At 73.4% G+C, this 24,318-nt stretch carries 5 protein-coding genes and 1 pseudogene; all 6 read left to right on the top strand.

Features of this window, described 5'->3' with window-relative positions:
• Positions 1-30: 30 nt before the first annotated feature.
• Positions 31-5,415 (top strand): annotated as a pseudogene (locus OQ02_RS14665) (SDR family NAD(P)-dependent oxidoreductase); the annotation flags it as partial.
• 20 nt (positions 5,416-5,435) lie between these two features.
• The gene (locus OQ02_RS14670; RefSeq protein WP_033438929.1) at positions 5,436-10,070 is read left to right on the top strand and encodes a type I polyketide synthase; all 4,635 of its coding nucleotides are present in this window, start codon (positions 5,436-5,438) and stop codon (positions 10,068-10,070) included.
• An 8-nt stretch (positions 10,071-10,078) separates the two neighbouring features.
• The gene (locus tag OQ02_RS40910) at positions 10,079-15,271 is read left to right on the top strand and encodes a type I polyketide synthase (RefSeq protein ID WP_051772303.1); all 5,193 of its coding nucleotides are present in this window, start codon (positions 10,079-10,081) and stop codon (positions 15,269-15,271) included.
• Positions 15,222-19,613 (top strand): type I polyketide synthase, encoded by a 4,392-nt coding sequence (locus OQ02_RS40915; protein ID WP_051772304.1) that lies wholly within the window; start codon positions 15,222-15,224, stop codon positions 19,611-19,613. Before OQ02_RS40910 ends, OQ02_RS40915 begins: the two co-directional genes overlap by 50 nt.
• Entirely contained in the window at positions 19,579-23,397 is a 3,819-nt protein-coding gene (locus OQ02_RS40920) for a type I polyketide synthase (RefSeq protein ID WP_051772305.1), read from the top strand. Before OQ02_RS40915 ends, OQ02_RS40920 begins: the two co-directional genes overlap by 35 nt.
• Positions 23,398-23,443: 46 nt before the next feature.
• A complete protein-coding gene (locus OQ02_RS14690; protein ID WP_033439040.1) occupies positions 23,444-24,313 on the top strand; it encodes a 3-hydroxyacyl-CoA dehydrogenase family protein in 870 nt (289 codons plus the stop codon).
• Positions 24,314-24,318: the final 5 nt, after the last annotated feature.

Genomic DNA, 24,318 nt, shown 5'->3' on the forward strand with positions numbered 1-24,318 from the left:
CCCCAGCCCCCCGCTAGCGAAAGGCGAGCTATGGCGACCGAGGAAGAACTCCGCGGCTACCTCAAGCGCGTCATCGTCGACCTCGCCGACACGCGGCGCAGGCTCGGCGACACCGAGACGCGGCTGAACGACGCGGCGGCGGCGCGGCACGAGCCGATCGCGATCGTCGGGATGGCGTGCCGGTTGCCCGGCGGGGTGACGGACCCGGAGGACCTGTGGGACCTCGTCTCGTCCGGTGTGGACGCGATCAGCGGGTTCCCGACCGACCGGGGCTGGGACCTGGAAGGGCTGTACGACCCGGACCCCGACGCGCTGGGCAAGTCGTACACGCGGCACGGGGGGTTCGTGCACGACGCCGCCGACTTCGACGCGGGGATCTTCGGCATGAGCCCCGGCGCGGCGCTGGCGACCGACCCGCAGCACCGGTTGTTCATGGAGACGACGTGGGAGGTGTTCGAGCGGGCCGGCATCGACCCGATGTCGCTGCGCGGCAGCCGGACCGGTGTCTACGTCGGCAACATGTTCGACTTCTACGGCACCAGGTTCCTCGGCGCGGTGCCGGAGGACGTCGAGGGCACGCTCTACACCTCCAGCCTGCCGAGCATCCTGCCCGGCCGGGTGGCCTACACGTTCGGGCTGGAAGGCCCGGCGATGAGCGTGGACACGGCCTGCTCGTCGTCGCTGGTGGCCGTCCACCTCGCGGTGCAGGCCCTGCGCAACGGCGAGTGCTCGCTCGCGCTCGCGGGCGGCACCACGGTCATGGTCACGCCGGACATGTACGTGGAGTTCAGCCGGCAGCGCGTGCTGTCACCGGACGGTCGGTGCAAGTCGTTCTCGGCGGCGGCCGACGGCGCGGCGTGGTCCGACGGCGTGGGTGTGCTGCTGCTGGAGAAGCTGTCGGACGCCCGGCGCAACGGCCGGCAGGTCCTCGCCCTGGTGCGGGGCAGCGCGGTCAACCAGGACGGTCGCAGCAACGGCATGGCGGCGCCGAGCGGGCCGTCCCAGGAGCGGGTGATCTGGCAGGCCCTCGCGGACGCGCGGGTCGACGCGAGCGAGGTGGACGCCGTCGAGGCGCACGGCACCGGCACCGTGCTCGGTGATCCGATCGAGGCACAGGCGCTGGTCACGACCTACGGGCGCAACCGCCCGGCGGACCGCCCGCTGTGGTTGGGGTCGGTGAAGTCGAACATCGGCCACACCCAGGCCGCCGCGGGCGTCGCCGGTGTGATCAAGATGGTGATGGCGATGCGCAACGGCACCCTGCCGCGCACCCTCCACGCCGACGAGACCAGTCCGCACGTGGACTGGGAGGGCGGTGGCGTCCGGGTGCTGACGGAGGCCGTGCCGTGGCGGCACGCCGACCGGCCGGTGCGGGCTGGGGTCTCCAGCTTCGGGGTCAGCGGGACCAACGCGCACGTGATCGTGGAAGCGGCGCCGGCCGACGTCGAGCCGGACGCGGCCGAGCCCGAAGCGGTGACCGGCCCGTTGGTGTGGGCGTTCTCCGCGCGGACCGGGCGGTCGTTGGCGGCGCAGGCCGGGCGGTTGCGGGCGTTCGCGGTGGGTGCGTCCGACGCCGACCTGGTGAGTGCCTGCCACCGGTTGACGCGGCGCACGACGCTGGAGCACCGCGCCGTCGTGATCGCGGACGACCGGGCCGAGCTGGTCGCCGCGCTGGCCGCGGTCGCCGCCGGTGAACCCCACCCGTGCGCCGTGACGGGCCTGGCCCGCCCGGACGCCCGACCGGTGTTCCTGTTCCCGGGCCAGGGTTCCCAGTGGGCCGGGATGGCGGTCGGCCTGCTCGAAGCCAACGAGGTCTTCCGCACGAAGATGACCGCCTGCGACGCCGCCCTCGCACCGCACACCGGGTGGTCGGTCCTCGGCGTGCTCCGCTGCGACGAAGGCGTGCCCGCACTCGTCGGCACGGACGTGGTGCAGCCGGTGCTGTTCGCGGTCATGGTGTCGCTGGCCGAGGTCTGGCGGTCCCTCGGCGTCGAGCCCACCGCCGTGATCGGGCACTCCCAGGGCGAGATGGCCGCCGCGCACGTGGCCGGAGCCCTGTCGCTGGACGACGCCGCACGGATCGTCGCGTTGCGCGGCCAGGCGCTGGTCAAGCTGAACGGCACCGGCGGGATGCTCGCGGTGGCCCTCCCCGCCGCGGAAGTCGAGCCGACGCTGGCGTCCTGGCCCGAGCGGCTGTGGATCGCGGTCCACAGTGGACCGTCCGGCTGCGTGGTCGCGGGTGACGTCGACGCGCTGGACGAGCTCACCGACGAGCTGCGCGACACCACGCGGGTGCGTCGGATCGACGTGGACTACGCGTCCCACACGCCGCATGTGGAGGCGCTGAGGGACGAGCTGCGCGCGGTCCTGGGCGGCATCCACCCGAGCGACACCGACGTCCGGTACTGCTCCTCGGTGACCGGCGGCTTCATCCCGGCCACCGACCTGGACTCCGACTACTGGTACGACAACCTCCGCAACCCCGTCCGGTTCGACCAGGCGGTCGGCGCGTTCACCGGCAGCCCCCTGTTCGTGGAGTGCAGCCCCCACCCCGTGCTGGGCAGCGATGTCGCGGACATCCTCGACACCGCCGGGATCACCGGCGGGGTGTGCGCCTCGCTGCGCCGTGACGCGGGCGACTGGTGTCATGTGCTGACCGCCGCCGCGCACGCCCACGTCCTCGGCGCGCCGGTCGACTGGTCCGTCGCGCTGGGCGCCGCACCCCGGCGGCACGTCGACCTCCCCACCTACGCGTTCGACCGGCAGCGGTACTGGCTAGACGCGTCCGACGGCGGTGGGCTCGCGGTCGGCGCGGGCATCGCACGCTCGACGCACCCGCTGCTCACCGCCGTGGTGTCACGGGCAGACGGAGGCTTCCTGCTCTCCGGACGGCTGTCCCGCGAGACCGCGCCCTGGCTGTCCGACCACGCCGTCGACGGCACGGTCCTGTTCCCCGGCAGCGCGTTCGTGGAACTGGCCGCGGAGGCCGCTTCGGCCGCCGGCTGCGACCAAGTGGACGAGCTGACCCTGGAACACCCGCTGGTGCTGCCCGCGACCGGTGCCGTCGACGTGCAGTTCGGCGTCGGTGAGCCGGACACCGACCATCGCCGCGCCTTCACCGCCCACTTCCGCTCCGGTGACCAGTGGGTCCGGTGCGCATCCGGCCTGCTGGGGGTGGGGGAGGCCGACGGGTCGTTCGAGTGGGCGGTCCGGTGGCCACCGTCGGGTGCCGCGGGTGACGCCGCTCAGGGCTACCAGGACCTCGCCGACCTCGGCTACCAGTACGGTCCGGCGTTCCGCGGTGTCGTGGGCGTCTGGCGGCACGACACCGGGCTGTTCGCCGAGATCGCCGCGCCGGACGGGCTGGACCTCGCCCGCTTCGGCATCCACCCGGCGGTGCTGGACGCGGCCCTCCACCCGGTGGCGCTGGCCGCGGGTGACGGCGACCCGCGCCTGCCGTTCGTGTTCCGCGGCATGAGGCTGTGGGCCACGGGCGCATCGACGTTGCGCGTCCGCCTGACCTTCACCGGTGACGACGTCGAGGTGCTGGCCGCCGACGCGACGGGCACGCCGGTCTTCACGATCGAGTCGCTGCGCGTCCGTGAGGTCGCGCCGGCATCACTGCGTGCCACCACCCCGGACGACGCACCGCTCGCCGTCGACTGGGTCGAGTCGCCGGCCCGGACCGCCGACCCGGCCCGGTGGGCAGTCGGCAGGCTGGACGCCCTGGCACCCGACGGAACCCCGGACTTCCTGGTCGTCGCGGTCGACCCCGGTCCCGCGACGATGCCCGAAGCCGTGCACGACGTCACCGCCAGGGTGCTGGCCGCCGTGCAGGCGTGGGTCACCGACGACCGGTTCGCCGGGTGCCGACTGGTGTTCGCCACGTGCGGCGCGGTGGGGCCGGGCGCGCACGACGTGGCCGGCGCGGCGGTGTGGGGGCTGGTGCGGTCCGCCCAGTCCGAGCACCCCGACCGGTTCGTGCTGGCCGACGTGCCGGCCGGGTTCGAGGACTGGACTTCGCTGGACCCGGCGCTGGCGGCCGGTGAGACGCAACTGGCGGTGCACCAGGGGAAGGTGCTCGTTCCCCGCCTGACCCGCCTGACCCGCCGGCCGGTTGCCGACCACCGGACCGCGGTTGCGGGCGGCACGGTGCTGGTCACCGGTGGCGTCGGCGGCCTCGGCGCGCTGGTCGCCGAACGACTCGTCACCGACCACGGCGTGCGCGACCTGGTGCTGACCTCCCGCCGAGGCCCGGACGCGCCCGGTGCGGCCGAGTTGACCTCCCGCCTCACCGACATGGGCGCAGCGGTGTCCGTGGTCGCCTGCGACGTGGCCGACCGTGCCGCACTAGCCGCCTTGGTCGACGGCATCCCGTCCCTGACGGGCGTCGTCCACGCGGCGGGCGTGCTGGACGACGCCACCGTCGAAGCCCTGACGCCCCAGCGGTTGGCGACCGTCCTCGCGCCGAAGGCGGACGCGGCCTGGCACCTGCACGAGCTGACCGCCGACCGGCCGCTGTCGCTGTTCGTGCTGTTCTCCTCGCTCGCCGGGGTGCTCGGCAACGCCGGTCAGGCCAACTACGCGGCAGCGAACGCCGTGCTGGACGGGCTCGCCGCGCACCGGCACCGGTCGGGGCTGCCCGCCGTCTCCGTCGCGTGGGGCCTGTGGGACACCGCGACCGGCATGACCGGCACGCTCGGCGCCGCCGAAGTCGCCCGACTGGCCCGCTCGGGCATCGGCCCGCTCACCGCCGACGAAGGCCTGGCCCTGTTCGACACGGCTGTCCGCGGCTCCGAACCGCTGGTGGCGGCGGCGAACTGGCACGAGGCGGGGCTCCGGACCGCGGCCGAGCGCGGCGACCTGCCCCCGGTGCTGCGCGGCCTGGTCCGCGGTGTCCGCCGTGTCGCCACGGGCGAGGCCGCGCACGGCCTGGGCGCCAAGCTGTCGGCGTTGACGGAGGCCGAAGCGCGGGACCTGCTCGTCGACCTCGTCCGCGCCAACGTGGCCGCCGTGCTGGCGCAGTCCACAGTGGACGAGGACGTGGCCTTCGGCGACCTGGGGTTCGACTCGCTCACCGCAGTGGAACTGCGCAACCGGCTCGGCGCGCGGACCGGTCTGCGGCTGCCCGCGACGGTGGCGTTCGACCACCCGACCGTGACGGCGCTGGCCGCGCACCTCCACCGGACGCTGGCACCGGCGCCACCGTCGCCCGACGACACGCTCCGCGAAACCCTGGACCGGGTGCAGCGCGCGCTCCCCGATCACGGCGAACCCATGCGCGCCAAGGTGATCGCGATCCTGCACAGCACACTCGCCCGACTGGGTGCCGACGACGGACCCGACGGTGTCCGCGACCGACTCAGCTCCGCGTCGGACGACGAGATCTTCGCCTTCATCGACAGCCGGCTCTGACACGCTGGGAGACAAGGCACATGGCCACCGAGGACAAACTGCGCGAGTACCTCAAGCGCGTCACGGTCGACCTCAGCGAGGCGCGCAAGCGCCTGGCGGAGGCGGAGGAGAGCAGGCACGAGCCGATCGCCGTCATCGGCATGGCCTGCCGCTACCCCGGTGGCGGTGACACGGTCGAGGGCTTCTGGGACCTGCTGCGCGACGGCCGCAGCGGGGTGGTGGAGGTGCCGCCCGCGCGGTGGTCGATCGACGACTACTACGACCCGGACCGCCGCACCGTCGGCGGCGTGTACACGCGGCACGGTGGCCTCCTGCCCGACATCGCCGGGTGGGACGCGGAGTTCTTCGGCGTGTCGCCCCAGGAAGCGCTGCGGATGGACCCGCAGCAGCGGCTGCTGATGGAGCTGCTGTGGGAGGGCATGGAGAACGCGGGCACGTCGCCGGCGCGGCTCGCGGGCAGCCGGACCGCCGTCATGGTCGGCTTCATGGACACCGTCCAGTACGGCCGGCTGGAGACCGAGCGGACCGGACCGGGTGTCGTCGCCGATCCCTACTTCGGGCAAGGGGTGTCCGCCAGCGTCGTCGCGGGTCGGCTCGCCTACCAGTTCGACCTGCGCGGACCCACCGCGACCCTGGACACCGCCTGCTCGTCCTCGCTGGTCGGCGTCCACCTGGCGGCGGAGGCGCTGCGGCGCGGCGAGTGCGACCTGGCCGTGGCGGCCGGAGCGTTCCTGGTGATCCACCCGGACACCTACGTGCAGGCGTGCGCCACCTCGATGCTGTCGGCCGACGGCACGTGCAAGACCTTCGACCGCGCCGCGGACGGCTACGTGATGGGCGAGGGCGGCGGGCTGGTCCTGCTGGAACGGCTGTCGTCCGCGATCCGCAACGGCCGCCGCATCAGGGCGGTGCTGCGCGGCTCGGCGGTGAACCAGGACGGCCGCAGCAACGGCCTCACTGCGCCCAGCCGCGGCGCACAGGTGGACGTGATCCGCCGGGCGCAGGCCGCCGCCCGGATCGGGCCGGACGAGGTGGACTACGTCGAGGCGCACGGTTCGGGCACACCGCTCGGTGACGCCATCGAGCTGTCCGCGCTGCACGACGTCTTCGGCTCGCGCGACCCCGGGCACCCGCTGCACGTCGGCGCGGTGAAGACGAACATCGGCCACACCCAGGCGGCGGCCGGTGTCGCCGGGCTGATCAAGACCGTGCTGGTGCTGGAGCACGGCCTGGTGCCGCCGAACCTGAACATGGCGGACCCGACCGGCGCCATCCCCGCTGACGGCACGATCCGGCCGGCGACCGCCGCGACGACGTTGCCGGTGGATCGGCGGGCCATCGCGGGCGTCAGCTCGTTCGGCTGGTCGGGCACGAACACGCACCTGGTGCTGGAGGCAGCCCCCAAGCCCTCCGGAACCGAGCTCTCCGAAGCCGAGGCCGACCCCGCGGCGACCACGCACGTGCTGCCGTTGTCGGCGGCGAGCGTTCCGGCGTTGCAGGCCCACGCGGCGAACCTCGCGGACTGGCTGGACGGCCGCACGGACCTGGCGGACGTCGCCCACACCCTGCGCACCGGCCGCGCCGAGCTGGACCACCGCCGCGCCCTGGTCGTCACGGACGTGGACGACGCGGTCCGCCGACTCACGGCGCTGGCCGCCACGGGCGAGGCGGTCCGCGCGAAGTCCCGCCCCAGGGTGGCGTTCCTGCTCCAGGGCACCGGCGACCAGCACGCGGGCCTGGGCCGGGAGCTGCACCGCACCGAACCGGTGTTCGCCGAAGCCGTGGACCGCTGCGTCGCGCTGGTCGAAGCACACGGCGTCGACCTGCGTCCCCTCCTCTTCGGTGACGACGAACCCACCGACCTGGCCGCGCTCCTGGGTCGCGCCGACAGCCCGGCCGAGGACGGTCCGCTGCACCGAGCCGAGATCGCCCACCCGTTCCTGTTCACCGTCGAGTACGCCCTGGCGACGCTCCTCGCACACCGGGGCGTCACGCCCGACGCGCTGATCGGCTACAGCCTCGGCGAGTACGTCGCCGGCTGCCTGGCCGGCGTGTTCACCCTGGAGGACGCGCTGACGGTCGTCGTCGAGCGCGCCCGCCTGATCGCGTCGACACCGGCCGGCCGGATGGTCGCCGTGGCCGCCGACGAGACCACCGCGCGTGCCGCGATCGCGGCCACCGGGGCGGACGTGGACGTGGCGGCGCTCAACGGGCCGTCGATGACGGTGCTCAGCGGACCCGGTGACGCCGTCGAAGCCGTGGTCGGCCGGCTGACCGAGGACGGTGTCGCGTGCCGGCCGATGCGCACCGCCCACGCGTTCCACTCCTCGCTGCTGGAGCCGGTGCGGGAGAAGCTGGCCGCACTGCTGGAGTCCGTGGCGCGCAACCCGCCCACGACCACGATCATCTCCAACCGCACCGGCGTAGCCCTGACGGTCGAAGAGGCCACCAGCGCCCGCTACTGGGCCGACCACCTGGTCAGCCCGGTCCGGTTCGCCGACGGCGTGCGCCACTGCCTGTCACTGGACGTCGACGTGTTCCTCGAACTGGGCGCGGGCCAGACGCTCGGCGGTCTGGTGCGCCAGAACGCCACCGGCGCACCGGCCGTGCTCGGCACACTGCCCACCCGGTGGACGGCCGGAGAAGGCGAGTTCCGGCACACCACGGCGCGGCTGTGGGAACTGGGCGTGCCGGTCGACTGGACGGCAGGTGCGCGCCCCGGCCGGGTGGTCGGCCTGCCCACCTACCCGTTCCAACGTCGGAAGTTCTGGCCCGAGCAGACCGCGACGCCGACCGAACGCCGGACCAAGGCGTCCCAGGCGGCCGAGCTGGTCTACGCGCCGGTGTGGCGGCAGGAGCTGACCGCACCGCCCGCCTCGGTGGCCCTGCCGGGCACCTTGGTCGTCTTCACCGACCCGGACGGCACCGGCGCCGAACTGGCCGCGCTGGTCGCCGCGACCGGAACGCCGGTGGTCGAAGTGGTGCCGGGCGCGGAACTGCGCCGTGACGGCGCCCGGATCGTCATCGACCCCGCTGTGCCGGAGCACTACCGCGAGGTCCGCGCGGCGGTGGGCGAAGGACCGGTGCACGTCGTCCACCTGTGGAGCGGCCTCAGCGGTTCGGCCCGGCCGGTCTACGCGAGCGACGACGAGCTGCGAGCCTCGATCCGCCACGGCTACGACACCCTCCTGCACACCGTCCAGGCGTTCGGCGACCTGCCCGCCGTGCGGCTGCTGACGGTCAGCCGGGGCGCGGTGGAGGTCCTGGGTGCCGACGCGCCCGCGCCGTTCCAAGCCGCCGTGCACGGCCTCGGCCGGGTGGTCCAGCACGAGTACGCGGGCTTCACCTGGAGCGGCGTGGACCTCGACACCGCCGGTGGAGCGGCACACCTGGCCCGCGAACTGCTCGAAGAGCCGGACCACCACGGCGTCGTGACCGGCTGGCGGCGCGGTCGTCGCTGGGTGCAGGACTGGGCTGAAACGTCCACAGTGGACTCGGGTGGACCGGCGTGGCGGGCCGACGGCGTCTACCTGATCACCGGCGGCACCCGTGGTCTCGGGCTGGGGCTGGCCCGGCACCTCGTCGCCGCCGGCGTCCGCAAGCTGGCGCTGGTGGGCCGCTCCGGCACCGCCGACGTCGCCGAGCTGGAGGCCGCCGGCGCGGAAGTCCTGCTGCTGGCCGCGGACGTCGGCGTGCCCGACCGCCTGCGCGAAGCCCTGCGCCGCTGCCGCGCGCACTTCGGCGCGCTGACCGGCGTGGTGCACGTCGCCGGCCTGCCCGCGAGCGGCATGGTGCAGCGGCAGACCACCGAGGGCGCGAACGCCGTGCTGGCACCGAAGGTCCTCGCCCTCGGCCCGCTCGCCGAGCTGGTCGGACCCGGCACGCCGGCCGACGAACGCCCCGAGCTGCTGGTCCTGTACTCGTCCGCGGTGACGGCGTTCGGCGGCATCGGCGAGGCCGACTACTGCGCCGCCAACACCGTCCTCGACGCCTACGGCGCGGCCCTGGCGGCCACCGCGCCCTCGACCGAGGTCGTCACCGTCGCCTGGGGACCGTGGCTGCACGACGCCTGGCAGACGGGCGGCGCGGCCAGCGCCATGGCCGAACGCGCGGCCGACTACCGGCGACGCCACGGCTTCGACGACGAGACCGGCAACGCCCTGCTCGACCGGATCGTGCGCGGCGGCCAGGGACGTGTCGTCGCGGTCCGCCAGGACATGGCCGAAGCACTGCGCGAGTGGACGGCGATGGTCGACATCGACGCGCTCGTGGACGCCAGCGCGGTCGCACCGGCCGCCGAGCGGTTCCCCAGGCCGTTGCTGCGCACCGAGTTCGTCCCGCCGCGCTCGCCCCTGGAGACCACGATCGCCGAGGTGTGGCAGTCGTACCTGGGCATCGACCGCGTCGGCGTGCACGACCCGTTCTTCGACCTCGGCGGCAACTCGCTGGTCGGCATGGCGATGGTGCGGGCGGTCGAGAAGGAGCTGGACTCCACCATCGCGCCCGCGGTGCTGTTCGAACACCCCACGGTAGCCGCGTTCGCCGCGGCACTGGACCGCTCGGACGGGCGTGAACGCGCCTCCGAGGACTTGCTCACCACGAGCTCGGCTCGCGGGCAGCGGCGGCGCCGCGCCCGTTCGGACAGGCGGAAATGAGGACTGACGTGAGCGACCACGACGACAGCACGGACTTCGGGCCGGACGCCGTCCCGGGCACCGACATCGCGATCGTCGGCATGTCGGGGCGGTTCCCCGGCGCGGCCGACGTCGCCGGGCTGTGGCGCACCATCCGCGGTGGCGCGTCGGGCATCACCCGCTTCACCGACGAGGAGCTGAAGGCCGCCGGGGTTCCGGCGGAACTGCTGGACGACCCCGGTTACGTGAAGGCCGGCGGTGTGCTCGACGGCATCGAGCTGTTCGACGCGGGTTTCTTCGGCGTCACCCCGAAGGAAGCGCAGATCCTCGACCCGCAGCACCGGCTCTTCATGGAGCACAGCTGGGAGGCGCTGGAGGACGCGGCGGTCGACCCGACGAGGTTCGACGGCGCGATCGGCGTGATCGCGGGCAGCGCGTGGAGTTCCTACCTCCAGAACAACCTGTCGCCCAGCGGTGTCGCCGCGTCGATGGGCGAGATGGCGGTGGGCCTGGCCAACGACAAGGACTCGCTGACCACGCGCGTCGCGCACACCCTCGGGCTGACCGGCCCCAGCTACGCCGTGCAGAGCTACTGCTCGACGTCGCTGGTCGCGGTCGCCGCCGCCGCGGGCGTGCTGGCCAACTTCGAGGCCGACGTCATGCTGGCGGGTGGCGTGAACATCGCCGTGCCGCACCGCGTCGGCTACCTCTACCAGCAGGGCGGCATCGCGCCGCCGGACGCCGAGACCCGCGCGTTCGACGCGGCCGGCCTGGGCAGCCCGCTGAGCAGCGGCGTCGGCGTGGTCGCGCTGCGCAGGCTGTCCGACGCGCTGGCCGACGGCGACCGGATCTACGCGGTGATCCGCGGCTGGGCGGTCAACAACGACGGCGGCCGGAAGGTCGGCTTCACCGCGCCGGGCGTGCGCGGCCAGGCCGCCGTGATCGCCGAGGCGCTGGCCAGCGCGGGTCTCGACCCGGCCGACATCGACTACGTGGAGGCGCACGGCACCGGCACCGCGCTGGGTGACGCGGCCGAGCTCGCCGCGATGCAGCAGGTGTTCCGCGGCGGGTCGCTGCGGATCGGCTCGGTGAAGACCAACGTCGGCCACCTCGACCGGGCGGCCGGCGTCACGAACCTGATCAAGGCCGCGCTCGCGCTGCGCAACGAGGAGATCCCGCCCACCCGCAACCTCACCGAGCCGAACCGCCAGCTCGGCGCGGGTGACGCCCGGCTGGAGGTGGTCACGGACCTGACGCCGTGGCCTCGGGAAGCCGAGCGGGTCCGCCGCGCGGGCGTGAGCGCGTTCGGCATCGGCGGCACCAACGCGCACGTGGTGATCGAGGAAGCGCCCCTGGTCGAGCGGCCGGAAGCGGCGCCGCGGCCGGAGCTGCTGGTGTGGTCGGCCCGGTCCGACGCCGCCGCGGACGCGATGACCACGCGGTTGGCCGACCGCCTGGAGACGGGGGACGACCGGCTGTCGGACGTGGCGCACACGTTGCAGACCGGGCGGCAGGCTTTCGAGCACCGGCGGGTCCTGGTCGCCGGCACGGCGGCCGACGCGATCACCGGACTGCGCGACGGTCGGGCTCTCGGCGGCAAGGGCACCGCCGAACGTGAAGTGGCCCTGCTCTTCGCGGGCACCGGCGAGCAGTACCGGGGCATGGCGACCGACCTGTGCGAGACCGAGCCGGTGTTCTGCGCCGCGCTGGAGGAGTGCCGCGCGGTGCTGACCAGGCACATGGGCGTCGACCCGCTGGAGGACATGCTCGGGGTCCGCGGGGCCGACGGTGGCCTCGGTGCGTTGCTGGGTCGTGCGGACGCCGCGTCCGCCGAGTCCACGGACCGGTTGCAGCCGGCGGTGTTCGCGGTGGAGTACGCGCTGGCGCGGCTCTTCGAGGCGTGGGGTGTGCGGCCGAAGCTGCTCGCGGGCTACAGCGTCGGCGAGTACGTCGCCGCCTGCCTGGCCGGCGTGCTGTCCCTGGACGACGCGCTCGCCCTCGTCGCCCACCGGGCGCAACTGATCAACGACCTGCCGGCGGGCGAGATGGCGGCGATCCCGCTGTCCGCCGACGAGGTCCGCGCACGGCTGGAGCGTGCCGCCGTCACGACGGTGGACGTCGCCGCGGTCAACGGGCCGGAGCTGACGGTCGTCGCCGGTGAGCCGGACGGGATGCGCGCGTTCCGCGACTTCCTGGCCGACGAGTCGGTGCCGTCCCGCCCCCTGGCCACCACGCACGCCTTCCACTCCCGGATGCTGGAGCCGATCCGCGCCGAACTGACCGCCTGGGTCGCGTTGAACGTCACGCTCAACGCGCCGGAGGTCCCGTACGTCTCCAACGTGACCGGCGAACTCGCCACCGCCGAGCAGGTCACCGATCCCGCCTACTGGGCCGAGCACATGTGCGCCCCCGTCCGGTTCGACGCCGTGCTGGCCACGGTCCTCGCGCAGGGCGACCTGGCGCTGCTGGAGATCGGGCCCGGCCCGTCGCTCGGCACGATGGCCCGCGCCCACCGCGACTGCCCGCCGGACCGCTGGGCGCACGTCGTGGCGGCGCTGCCCGCGTCCGCCGACCCGCGTCCGGGCAGCCAGGTCGTGGCCGAGGCGGTCGGCCGGCTGTGGCTGGCCGGTGTCGACGTCGACTGGGCGGGCTACCAGCGGGACCGGCCCGTCGCCAAGGTCTCGCTGCCCACCTACCCGTTCGAACGGCAGCGGTACTGGATCGACCCGCCCGCGACCCAGGCCGTCATCTCGGCCGTCGCCCCGACGGGGTTGGCGCTCGACGCCGACGTCGAGCACGTCCAGCTCATGAGCCAGACGTGGACCGCGCGGGAGCTGAGCGGTAGCGCTACGCCGGAGCGGTGCGTGCTGCTCGCCGACACGACGGGTGTCGCCGACGCGCTGGCCGACGTGCTGCGCGGTGACGGCACCGACGTGCTGGTCCTCCGGGACGGGCACAGCCTGGCCGAAGCCGACCAGGTCGCGACCACGCTGGTGGACCTCCGCCTGCTCGACCACCCGGAGTCCGATGTGGATGGTCGGGGCGTGGTGCGCCCGATCGCCGCGATGCTCGACGCGTGGGGCACACAGGGCGGCAACGCCCGCGTCGTCCTCGTCACCCGAGGCGGACAGGCGGTGCTCGACGGCGAATCCCCGTTACCCGCGCACGCCGCCGCGGCCGGCCTACCGGTGGTGGCGAACCAGGAGTACCTGAACCTCGAATGCCGCACCGTCGACCTGGACGTGCGCGCGGACGCCGGTACGTCGGCCCTCGCGCTCGCCGCCGAGGTGCGGCAGCCGGCCGACGACGTGCTCGCGGCCTACCGCGACGGCCGCCGCCACGTCCGGGGCTACGCGCCCGCCGAACCGTCCGACAGCGGTTTCGCGGTCCGCCGCGGCGGCACGTACCTGATCACCGGCGGTCTGGGCGACGTCGGCCTGGTGCTGGCCGAGCACCTGGCAACGGCCGGCGCCACCCGTCTCGTGCTGACCAGCCGGAGCGGCATCCCGGCCGGCACCGGCGACCGGCGCAGCGACGGCGTGGCACGCCTGCGCGCCCTGGGCGTGGACGTGCTCACCCCGGCGGTGGACGTCACCGACGTCGACGCCATGCGCGCGCTGGTGGCCGACGTGCTGGCGGACGGCCCGCTGGACGGCGTGGTGCACGCCGCCGCCGTGACCGGCCCGGAGACGTTCCGCGCGCTGCGCGACGTGGACGACGAGGCGGTGGACCGGCACTTCGGCGCCAAGGTCGCCGGCGCGAACGTGCTGGCCCGGGTCTTCGGCGAACTGCCGCCGGAGCGGGCGCCGGCGTTCTGCGTCGTGTTCTCCTCGACGTCCTCGATCCTGGGCGGCATCACGTTCGGCAGCTACGCGGCGGCCAACGCCGCGCTGACCGCCCTCGCTCACCGCAACGAGCGGTGGATCGCGGCGAGTTGGGACACCTGGGCGATGACCCTGGAACGCATCCAGGGCGGCGTCGGCGCGGCGATGGTCAAGCACTCCATGAGCACCGCGGAGGGCCTGGCCGCGTTCGACCGGCTGCTGGCCGACGGACGCCCGGCGACGGTGGTCGCGGCCGGTGGCCTGGCCGACCGCCTGCCCCGCGCGGCGTCGATGCTCGACATGCCGGTCGGCGGGGGAGAGCGCTTCGCCCGCCCCGACCTGCCGCAGCCGTACGCGCCCCCGCTGACCGCGACCGAGCGGACGTTGGCCGAGCTGTGGTCCGACGTGCTGGGCGTCGAGCCGGTCGGCATCCGGGACGCGTTCTTCGACCTCGGCGGCAACTCGCTGGTCGCGCTCCAGATGCTGGCGCTGGTCAAGAAGCGGTTCGGCGTCGCGGTGCCCGCGGTGACCCTGTTCGAGGCGCCGACGGTGGGCACCCTGGCCGCCGTCCTCGACCAGCAGGGCGCTTCGGCCCCCGCGCCCCGACCCGTCGTCACCCGGCCTCGCGAGGAGTCCGGCGACGACCGGCGGATCGCGGTCGTCGGCATGGCGGGCCGGTTCCCCGGAGCGCCGGACGTGCGCGCGTTCTGGGACAACATCAAGAACGGCGTGGAGACGATCAGCTTCTTCACCGAGGAGGAGCTGCGGGCGTCGGGCGTGACGCCGGAGGAGATCGCCGACCCGTCCTACGTGCGGGCCCGCCCGGTGCTGGACAACGTGGGCGACTTCGACGCGGCGTTCTTCGGCATGAACCCCCGGATGGCCGCGATCACCGACCCGCAGCAGCGGATGTTCCTGGAGGTCTGCTGGGAGGCGTTGGAGGAGGCCGGGTACGCGGTGCCCGGCGCGCGCGGCCGGGTCGGCGTCTACGGCGGCTCGAACATCAGCACCTACCTGCTGCGCAACCCCGAGCAGCTGTCCAACGGCGAGTTCAGCATCTACGAAGTGATCATGGGCAACGACAAGGACGCCCTGACCACCACCGTGTCCTACCTGCTCGACCTGTACGGCCCCAGCGTCGCCGTGCAGACGTTCTGCTCCACCTCCCTGGTCGCGACCCACCTGGCCATCCAGGCGCTGCGCAACGGCGAGTGCGAGATGGCCCTCGCGGGCGGCGTCTCGATCCGGGTGCCGGACAAGATCGGCCACGAGTACATGCCGGGCGGCATGGAGTCGCCGGACGGTCACGTGCGGACGTTCGACGCCCAAGCCGCGGGCAGCATGTTCGGTGACGGCGCGGCGGTGGTCGTGCTCAAGCGGCGCCGGGATCACCGGTGACGAGGTCGGCTACATCGAGGCGCACGGCACGGCGACCGAACTGGGTGACCCGATCGAGGTCGCGGCGTTGACGCGGGCGTTCGGTGAGACGTCGTCGAAGCAGTTCGTGCCGATCGGGTCGGTGAAGACCAACGTCGGCCACCTGGATCGCGCGGCGGGCGTCACGGGCCTGATCAAGACGTCGCTCGCCCTGTGGAACGGCGTGATCCCGCCGAGCCTGCACTACACCGCCCCGAACCCCCAGATCGACTTCGAGAACAGCCCGTTCTACGTCAACACCGAGCTGTCACCGTGGCGGGACAACGCCGGCAAGCCTCCGATCGCGGGCATCAACTCGCTCGGCATGGGCGGCACCAACGTGCACCTGGTGGTGGAGCAGGCTCCCGTGCGCGAGCCCGTCGTCATCGAGAACCCCGACACGGCCCGCCGGTACCAGGTCCTGCCGCTGTCCGCCCGCAACGCCACCGCGGCGGACCAGGCAGCCGGACGGCTGGGTGACCACCTGCTCGCCGCCCCCGACACCCCGCTGGCGGACGTCGCGTACACGCTCCAGGTGGGGCGCAAGACGTTCGAGCACCGCAGGGTGCTGGTCGTCGACCGCGCCGAGGCCGCGTGCGAGGCGCTGACCGGTGCGAAGACGGGCCTGCTGAGCCGGGTCGAGACCACGACGGGCCGTCCGGTGGCGTTCCTGTTCGCCGGTGTCGGTGAGCAGTACCCCGGCATGGTCGCCGAGCTGTACCGGCGTGAGCCGGTGTTCCGCGCCGAGCTGGACGCGTGCCTGGCGAAGTTGGACCTGCCCGACGTCGACCTGGTCGACCTGCTCACCGGCGACCGCGCGGCGACCGACGGCCTGGCGGCGATGCTGGGCCGTGCCGACGCCGCCTCCGACCCCCGTTCGTCGGCCCTGGAACGCACCGGGGTCGTCCAGCCGGCGCTGTTCGCGGTCGAGTACGCGCTGGCCCGCACGTTGATGGCGTGGGGCCTCAAGCCGCAGCTCATGATGGGCTACAGCCTCGGCGAGTACGTCGCGGCGTGCGTCGCCGGCGTGCTCTCACCCGACGACGCGCTCAAGCTGGTCGCCCACCGCGCCCGGCTGATCGACACGGTCGACGCGGGCTCGATGGTCGCGGTGTCCCTGCCGGAACGGGACCTCGGGCGTTACGGGCTCGCCGACCGCGGGCTCGACATCGCCGCCGTCAACGGACCCCAGGTGACGGTGGTCGCCGGTCCGGGTGACGCGATGGAAGGGCTGCTCGCCGAGCTGCGTGACGCCGACATCCCGTTCCGCGCCCTGCGGACCACCCACGCGTTCCACTCCCGGATGCTGGAGCCGCTCGGTGACGAGCTGACCGCGTGGGTCGCGGCGAACGTCACGCTCAACGCGCCGACGATCCCGTACATCTCCAACGTCACCGGCCTGCGGGTCACCACCGAGCAGGCCACCAACCCGGCCTACTGGGCGCGGCACATGTGCCGAACGGTCCAGTTCGCGACCGGCGTCGACACCCTGCTGGCCGACCCCGAACTGGCCGTGGTGGAGATCGGTCCCGGCCAGTCGCTCGGCACGATGGTCCGCGGCGTGAACTGCCCGCCCTCGCGCTGGCCGCTGATCCTGGCGACCCTGCCCAACGCGGCCGACCGGCGGGCCGACGACGAGGCGCTGGCCGACTGCCTCGCCCGGTTGTGGCTGGGCGGCGTCGACCTCGACTGGACCGCGCACCACGACGGGAGGCGCAACCGCATCCCGCTGCCCACCTACCCGTTCCAGCGGCAGCGCTACTGGATCGAGCCCTCCACCCGGCCCGCGCTGCCCGCCGCCACCCCGGCCGCCGAGCCGGTGGCGACCGCGCACGTGCAGGTCATGCGTCCGGAGTGGACGGTCGCCCGGATCACCGGCACTCCGGCCGAGGTCGCACGGTGCGTCCTGTACTCCGACACCGCCGGTGTCGCCGACGCGCTCGCCGGGTTGCTGCGCACCGATGGCGTCGACGTGGTCGTGGTGCCCGCCAAGGCGTTCACCACCGAGGAGCACGCGGAACTGGTGCGCGAGCACGCCGCAGGCTCCACGACGGTCGTCGACCTGAGGCTGCTGGACCACCCGGTGTCCGACGGCCGGGACGTGGTGCTGCCGACCGCCGCCGTCCTGGACGCGTGGGGCAGCGACGGCAACGGCAGCGCGCGGGTCATCGTCGCCACCAAGACGGGTCAGGCCGTCGCCGCCGGGGACGTCCCGGAGCCCGGCCAGTCCGCCGCCGCGGTGCTCCAGCTCGTCGCGAACCTCGAATACCTCAACCTGGACTGCTGCACGGTCGACGTGGACGCCTCCGCCGACGTGACCGCCACCGCCGGCGCACTGGCGGCCGAGGTGCGGCGGCCCGAGGACGTCGGCGACGTGCTCATGGCCTACCGCGACGGCGTCCGGCACGTGCGCGGGTACGCCCCGGCGGAGCCCGACCCCGAAGCGCCCGCCGAGTTCGCGATCCGCACCGGCGGCACCTACCTGATCACCGGTGGGCTGGGCGACCTCGGACTGCTGCTCGCCGAGCACTTCGCCCGCGCCGGCGCCGCACGGCTCGTGCTGACCAGCCGGAACGGACTGCCCGCTGCCGGCGACCACTCGGCGGAAGGCGACCAGCGCACCGACGGCGTGGCCCGCATCCGGGAACTGGGCGCGGAAGTCCTCACACCGGCGATCGACGTGACCGACCTGGACGCCATGCGCGCGTTGGTGGCCGACGTGGTCGCGGGCGGTCGGCTCGACGGTGTCGTGCACGCCGCCGCGGTGACCGACCCCGGCACGTTCCGCGCGCTGCGCGAGGTGGACGACGAAGTGCTCGACCTGCACTTCGGCGCGAAGGTGGCGGGCGCGCGGGTGGTGGAGACCGTGCTCGCCGAACTGCCCGAGGCGCAGGCCCCGGAGTTCTGCCTGCTGTTCTCCTCGACGTCCTCGATCCTCGGCGGCATCACGTTCGCCGCCTACGCCGCGGCCAACGCCGCGCTCGCCGCGATCGGCTACCGCAACCACAGCCGCTTCCGCGCTGGTGAGCAGCCGACCTGCTGGATCTCGTCCAGCTGGGACACGTGGACCGTGACGCTGGGACACGTCCAGGTCGGCGCGGCCATGAGCAAGCACTCGATGACCGCCGAGGAGGCCTTGGCCGCGTTCGACCGGCTGCTGGCCGCGCCCCGGCCGTGGCTGGTCGTCGCGGCGGGCGGGCTGGAGGAACGCCTGCCGCGCACGATGACCGTCTCGGAGGCGCTGAGCACCGGCCCGAGGTTCCCGCGCCCGGACCTGCCGCAGCCCTACACACCGCCGTCGACCCCGACCGAACGCGCGTTGGCCGAGCTGTGGTCGCGCCTGGTGGGTGTCGAGCCGGTCGGCGTGGACGACCCGTTCTTCGACCTGGGCGGCAACTCGCTGCTCGGCCTCCAGATGTTGTCGCTGGTCAAGAAGAGGTTCGGCATCGCGATCGCCGCGGTGACCCTGTTCGAGGCGCCGACCGTGCAAGGCCTCGCCGCCATCCTGGACAACGAGGGCGCGACGGACAGCGCCGCCGCCACCGTGACGGTGACCGAGCGCCCGCAGGTCGGCACCGACGACGACCACAAGATCGCGATCGTCGGCATGGCCGGCCGGTTCCCCGGCGCACCGGACGTGGAGTCGTTCTGGCGCAACCTGCGCGGCGGCGTCGAGACGATCAGCTTCTTCTCGGAGGAGGAGCTGCTGGGCTCGGGCGTGACGCCGGAGGAGCTGGCGAACCCGTCCTACGTCCGCGCCCGGCCCGTGCTGGACAACGTCGCCGGGTTCGACGCCGCGTTCTTCGGGATGAGCCCTCGCGCGGCCTCGATCACCGACCCGCAGCAACGCCTGTTCCTCGAAGTGTGCTGGGAGGCGTTGGAGCAGTCCGGTTACGTCGTGCCGGAGCACCGCGGCCGGGTCGGCGTGTACGGCGGCGCGAACCTCAGCACGTACCTGATGCGGATGCCGGAGAAGCTCGCGGACGGTGAGTTCAGCACCTACGAGGTGATCATGGGCAACGACAAGGACGCCCTCACCCTCACCGTGTCCTACCTGCTCGACCTGTACGGCCCCAGCGTCGCCGTGCAGACGTTCTGCTCGACGTCGCTGGTCGCCACGCACATGGCGATCCGCGCGCTGCGCAACGGCGACTGCGAGATGGCGCTGGCCGGCGGTGTGTCGGTGCGGGTGCCGGACAAGATCGGCCACGAGTACGCACCCGGCGGCATGGAGTCGCCGGACGGTCACGTGCGGACGTTCGACGCCCAAGCCGCGGGCAGCATGTTCGGTGACGGCGCGGCGGTGGTCGTGCTCAAGCGGTGACGACGTCGGCTACATCGAGGCGCACGGCACGGCGACCGAACTCGGCGACCCGATCGAGGTCGCGGCCCTGACACGAGCGTTCGGTGAGACCGCCGCGAAGCAGTTCGTGCCCATCGGCTCGGCCAAGACCAACGTCGGCCACCTGGACCGCGCGGCAGGCGTCACGGGCCTGATCAAGACTTCTCTCGCGCTCTGGAACGGCGTGATCCCGCCGAGCCTGCACTACACCGAGCCCAACCCGCAGATCGACTTCGAGAACAGCCCGTTCTACGTCAACACCGAGCTGTCGCCGTGGCGCGACAACGCCGGCAAGCCGCCCGTCGCGGGCATCAACTCCCTCGGCATGGGAGGCACCAACGTGCACGTCGTCGTCGAACAGGCGCCGCAACGCCCGGCGCCGCGGCCCACCGATCCCGGCACCACCCGAAGGCACCACGTGCTGCCGATCTCGGCCCGCAACGTCACGGCCGCGGACCAGGCGGGCGCCCGGCTGGCCGAGCACCTCGCGTCGAAGCCGGACACCCGGCTGGTGGACGTCGCCTACACGCTCCAGGTGGGGCGCAAGACGTTCGAGCACCGGCGCGCACTGGTCGCGAGCAGCGTCGAGCAGGCCGCCGCGGCGCTGGGCGGTGACCGGTCCGGTGTGCTCGGCCGGGTCGACACCACCACGAACCGGCAGGTGGCGTTCCTGTTCACCGGTGTCGGCGAGCAGTACCCGGGCATGGTCGCCGAGCTGTACCAACGAGAGCCCGTGTTCCGCGCCGAGCTCGACCGGTGCCTGGCGGAGCTGGAGCTGCCGGACGTCGACCTGACCGACCTGCTGACCGGTGAACGCGCCGGCGGCAACGACCTCGCCGCCCTGCTGGGCCGCAGCGCCGGTGACACCGACCCGAGGGTGTCGGCGCTGGAACGCACGGAAGTCGTGCAGCCCGCGCTGTTCGCGGTCGAGTACGCGCTGGCCCGCACGCTGATGACGTGGGGCCTCAAGCCCCGCGTGATGCTCGGCTACAGCCTCGGCGAGTACGTCGCGGCCTGCCTGGCGGGCGTGCTGTCGGTGCAGGACGCGCTGAAGCTGGTCGCCCACCGGGCCAAGGCGATCAACGCCCTGCCCGGCGGGACGATGGTCGCGGTGTCGCTGTCCGTCGAAGGGCTGCGCCGCTACCGGCTGGACGAGCGCGGGTTGGACGTCGCCGCGGTCAACGGGCCGGAGGTGACCGTGCTGGCCGGGCCGCAGGACGCGATGGACGCCCTCGTCGCCGAACTGCGCAAGGCGGAAGTGCCCAACCGCGCGTTGCAGACCACCCACGCGTTCCACTCGCGGATGCTGGAAAGCATCGCCGATGACCTGACCGCGTGGGTCAAGGCGAACGTCACGCTCAACGCGCCGACGATCCCGTACATCTCCAACGTCACGGGCGCCAGGGTGACCGTCGAGCAGGCGACCAACCCGGCCTACTGGGCGCGGCACATGTGCCGGACCGTCCAGTTCTCGACCGGCGTCGACACCCTGCTGGCCGACGAGGAGGTGACGATCGTCGAGATCGGCCCCGGTCAGTCGCTCGGCGCCATGCTCCGCACCGCGGGCTGCCCGCCGGAGCGCTGGCCGCTGATCCTGAGCACCCTGCCGCCGGCGGGCGACCGGCGTGCGGACGACGAGGCGCTGGCCGACTGCCTCGCCCGGCTGTGGCTCACCGGCGTCCGGGTGGATTGGACGACGTACCACCGGCGGCACGCCGACGCCGAGGGCGTGGACCCCGCGACGCTGCCCAACCGGGTGCCGTTGCCGACCTACGCCTTCCAGCGGCAGGACTACTGGATCGAGCCGCCGGTGCGCGGCGCGGTCACACCGGCCGGCCAGAGCCCCGCCGAGGCCACCTTGGACGTGCTCGCCGACCTGCCGAAGCTGCCGGAGGAGGAGTGGCTGCACCTGCCGGTGTGGCGGCAGACCGCGGCGGTGGCGGCGGGGGAGCAGCCCGCGTCGTGGCTGGTGTTCACCCGTGAGGGCGTGGCGGACGACGTGGTGGCCGAACTGCGGCGCACCGGCGCGGCGGTCACCGAGGTCCGACCCGGTGCGGCGTACGAGGTCGTGGACGGCGGGCACGTGCTGCGGCCCGGCAACGTGGACGACTCGCTCCGGCTGCTGCGCGACCTGCGTGCGGCGGGAACACCGCTGGACCGCGTGGTGCACCTGTGGACGCTCGGCGACCAGGGCGACACCGCCGTTCGGCTCGGCCTGCACACCCTGGTCGCGCTGGCCAGGGCGGCGGGGGAGCTCGGCGTGGAGGACTGGTCGCTCGACGTCGTCGGGGCGGGCACCCAGCAGGTGCTGCCCGGTGACGTGGCCGACCCGCACGCCGCGACGCTCGTCGGCCCGAGCCTGGTGATCCCGCTGGAGTACCCGACCGTCACCGCCCGGTTCATCGACGTGGACGCGTCACCCACCCGTCGGGCCGTCACCGGCCTGGTCGGCGAACTCGGGCGACCCCTGAACGACCGGATCGTCGCGCTGCGGCACGGACGCCGCTGGGTCCCCGGCTACGAGTCGATGCCGTCCACTGTGGACACGTCGGTGCTGCGCGACGGCGGCGTGTACCTGATCACCGGCGGTCTCGGCGGCATCGGTCTCGCGATGGCCGAGGAGTTGGCCAAGGCGGTCAAGGCGAAGCTCGTGCTGTTCGGCCGCACCGGCCTGCCCGAGCCCGGCACCGACGCGCCGGACGAGAAGACCCGGCAGCGGGCCGCCCAGGTCGCCGCCCTGGCGGAGCTGGGCGCGGAAGTCGAGGTCGTCACCGGCGACGTGAGCGACCCGGCGGACGTCCGGAGGGCCGTGGACACCGCCCTGGCGCGCTTCGGCGCGCTGAACGGCGTCCTGCACGCCGCCGGTGTGCCCGGCATGGGCCTGATGCAGTTCAAGCAGCCGCACGAGCTGGACCAGGTGCTCGCGCCCAAGGTGGCGGGCACCCTCGCCCTCGCGGAGGCGCTGCGGATCGGCGAGCCCGACGAGGTCGACCTGGACTTCTGGGTGCTGTTCTCGTCCATCACCTCCGCCACCGGCGGCGGCCCCGGCCAGGTCGACTACACCGCGGCGAACGCGTTCCTGGACGCCTACGCCCAGCAGCTCGCGGCCGGCGGCCGGAACGTCGTCTCCGTCGACTGGGGCGAGTGGACCTGGAACGCCTGGTCGGACGGCCTCTCGGGCTACTCCGACACGCTCCAGGAGTTCCTGGTCGTCAACCGGGCCCGCATCGGCATCGGCTTCGCCGAGGGCTGGCGGTCGCTGCTGCGCGCCCTGGCGACGGGTGAACCGCGCGTCGTCGTGTCCACCCAGGACTTCGACACGATGGTCCGGTTCAGCTCGCAGTTCACGCTCGCGGCCGTGACGTCGTCGGCGCTGGCCGAGGGCGGCGGCGCCCGGCACCCCAGGCCCGAGCTGGTGACCCTGTTCCAGGAGCCGTCGGGCGCGACCGAGGAGTCCATCGCGGCCGTCTGGTGCGAGTCGCTGCGGCTGGCGCAGGTCGGCGTGCTGGACAACTTCTTCGAACTGGGCGGCAACTCGCTGCTGGGCGTGAACATCGTGGCCTCGCTGCGCCGCGAGTTCGGCTTGGCGGAGCTGCCGCCGCACATCCTCTACGAAGCGCCGACGGTCGCGTCGCTGGCCAAGGTGGTCGAAGCGGCGGCGGGCGGCGGGTCGACCGACGGGCCCGCGGAACAGGGCGGCCAGTTGCGCGCCCAGCTCCGCCGGTCCGGCGTGGCGGCCTCCGCCGCGCGCAGGCGCGGCAAGTGACGTTCTCGACCCGATGCGGACTATGCGGACAGGAAACGGAGTGGGCATGACGGTGATCGGCGTGGTCGGCGCGGGTGTCATGGGTGTGGGAGTCGCCCAGAACCTGGCGCAGACCGGACACGAGGTCGTCCTCGTCGACCGGAGCGAGGCGATCCTGGCGGACGCGCTCGCCACCATCAGGAACAACTGCCGGCTGAGCAGGCTGCTCGGCGGACCGGCGCTCGACCCCGACGACGTGCTGTCCCGGATCACCACCGGCGTCGGCGCGGACAGCGTCGCCAAGGCCGACGTCGTGATCGAGAACGTGACCGAGAACTGGGACGTCAAGCGCGAGGTGTACGCGGCGCTGGACGAGGCCTGCGGGCCGGACACCGTGTTCATCGTGAACACGTCGGCGATCCCGATCACCAAGGTCGGGTCGATCACCAAGCGGCCGGCGAACGTGGTCGGCGTGCACTTCATGAACCCGGTGCCGGCCAAGACCGCCGTCGAGCTGATCCCCGGCTTCCACACGTCGCCGGAGACCGTCGAGCGGACCAGGGCGCTGCTGACCGCGATGGGCAAGAAGGCCATCGACGTCAAGGACGCGAGCGGTTTCGTGTCCAACCGGGTGCTGATGCTGACCGTGAACGAGGCCGCGTTCCTGGTGCACGAGGGCGTGGCCGACGCCGAATCGGTGGACGAGGTGTTCCGCAGCTGCTTCGGCCACCCGATGGGCCCGCTGGAGACCGCCGACCTGATCGGCGTCGACACCATCCTGTACAGCGTCGAGGTGCTGTACGAGCACTACGCCGACAGCAAGTACCGGCCGTGCCCGCTGCTCAAGCAGATGACCGACGCCGGGCTGCACGGCCGCAAGACCGGCCGCGGCTTCTACGACTACCAGGGCGGCAACCGCGTCACCGCCGCCAAGTAGCCACC

Origin of the sequence: Saccharothrix sp. NRRL B-16314, assembly GCF_000716595.1 — a bacterium.
Taxonomy (GTDB): Bacteria; Actinomycetota; Actinomycetes; order Mycobacteriales; family Pseudonocardiaceae; genus Actinosynnema.

Coding starts and splice junctions, on each gene's coding strand:
- OQ02_RS14690 (WP_033439040.1), top strand. CDS start 23,444: ATGACGGTGATCGGCGTGGTCGGCGCGGGTGTCATGGGTGTGGGAGTC.
- OQ02_RS14670 (WP_033438929.1), top strand. CDS start 5,436: ATGGCCACCGAGGACAAACTGCGCGAGTACCTCAAGCGCGTCACGGTC.